The sequence below is a fragment of the Candidatus Cloacimonadota bacterium genome (assembly GCA_011372345.1).
In the GTDB taxonomy this organism is placed as follows: Bacteria; Cloacimonadota; Cloacimonadia; order Cloacimonadales; family TCS61; genus DRTC01.
The window spans coordinates 1-1,691 of sequence record DRTC01000117.1 but is presented as its reverse complement, the minus strand read 5'-3'; the positions used below and the strand labels follow the sequence as shown (position 1 = coordinate 1,691).

General features: G+C 33.3%; 2 protein-coding genes. One reads left to right on the top strand and one right to left on the bottom strand.

The window, feature by feature from the left end; translation table 11 throughout:
* Nucleotides 1-1,068, bottom strand: a 1,068-nt coding sequence (locus tag ENL20_02185) for a hypothetical protein (GenBank protein HHE37363.1), incomplete at its 3' end; no start/stop codon positions are given.
* 259 nt (nucleotides 1,069-1,327) lie between these two features.
* Here ENL20_02185 and ENL20_02180 point away from each other — a divergent pair.
* The coding region (locus tag ENL20_02180) for a hypothetical protein (protein HHE37362.1) at nucleotides 1,328-1,691 on the top strand (364 nt) is incomplete at its 3' end.

The window sequence follows — 1,691 nt, the reverse complement described above, 5'->3', positions numbered from 1 at the left end:
GAGAGGAAATCCAAAAGATGTTTTTATTTCGAAGGAATTCAATAGAAGGGATGTCATTTCAGGAAAACCGATATCAGGATTTTTGTTCTGAAATTTCGTGAATAGAAAGGAATTTTTAAATGCTTTCAAAATATTGGAAGTCATTCCATCCGTACCGACAGTTGTTTTGATCCCTCTATTTATCAGATGAGAAATATTCGCAATATTGAGAGCATTGTTCATATTGGAATCGAGGGTTTGAGCGATAAAAATATCTTTTTTCTTCAGAATTTCCATCTCTTTTTCGGATATATTACTTGCATGAACAAGAAGTGAATTTTTACGAAGCAGATCAAACTCATCTAATCTCTCGATCACTGATTTTCCATATTTTTCTTTGCTTTGAATCTCATCGATCTCACCTTCCGCAATATGGCAATGTATCGGACAACCTGCGGTTGTTTGACTTATTTTTTTTAGATTCAGATCATCGAGAGTTAGAAGCGCATGCATTCCAATCATCCCTTTCAGGTTTTCCGATTTTTTATACTTCTGACAAAAACGGATATTTTCCTGCAATGATCTCTCAAAAACATCTTTCCCATTCCGGTTGGAAGTCTCAAAACAGAGAACTCCATTCAATCCGAAATCTTCAAAAACATCACCCATTGACTCCAGCGAATTCTCGATATAATTCGCTGAAATGTGATGATCAAAAACAGTTGTAACTCCATTTCTGATACAATCCTGCAAAGTCAGGACTGTCGAGAGCAGTACGCTCTCTTCATCCAAAGCACGATCTAATTTCCACCAGAGATTTTCCAATGTCCCGAGGAAATCTTTGAATGGAGTTTCAGCAGGAATACCTTTCGATAAACAGGAATAAATATGATGATGAGCATTCAAAAATCCCGGGAAGATGACTCGATTTTGGGCATCAATTATTTTATCAGTTTTTTCAAAGTTTCTCTCGAATTTTATAATTCCATCTTTGATGAAAATATTTCGTTTTTCTATTCCAATTTTGTTACTTTTCGGAACGATCAAATATCCATTCTTTATTTCGATATTCATTAATTCTCCTGGCATGTAACACAATCATTCTTGATTGTGGATGTAGCACAGAATTGCATTCTGTGAAACCAATCTTAATAATTACAATTTGATAACAACATTTAACAAAAATGTTATACTCAATCAAGATGATTGAGTTGCTTTTCACTAAAAGAGAAAAAATATTTAGTGTTTGTTTCGTCAAATTTAATTTTTATCTTATTCTAAAAGTTGACATCGGAAAGGAAAAAATGAATTTGGCATTAATGTTGCATAGGATTTTGTTGGAGGAAATGTGAAAAAAATATTCCTGCTGGTATTCATACTTTCCACATTTTTTTTAAATGGAAAGATTGAGATTTTAGAACACACTCGAGATAGATTATTGATAAAAATTCTGGTTCAGGATTATAACTTCCGGGAAGATCAGGATTTTGCTTATATCGAACTGAAAAATTGGACAATTGATGGAGAAATTGGAGCGCCTGCCCTACCTTATAAATTGATCAATATTGCAGTTCCTCCGAAAGGAAAAATTTCTTATAGAATTATTTCTGAAAAAAATCATATAAAATATTGTCGGCTTCCGATTCAACCAGTTCCCAGAATTATCAGAAGTGGTGAAACGAGTGATTATATTTTCGACATAAATGAAGATT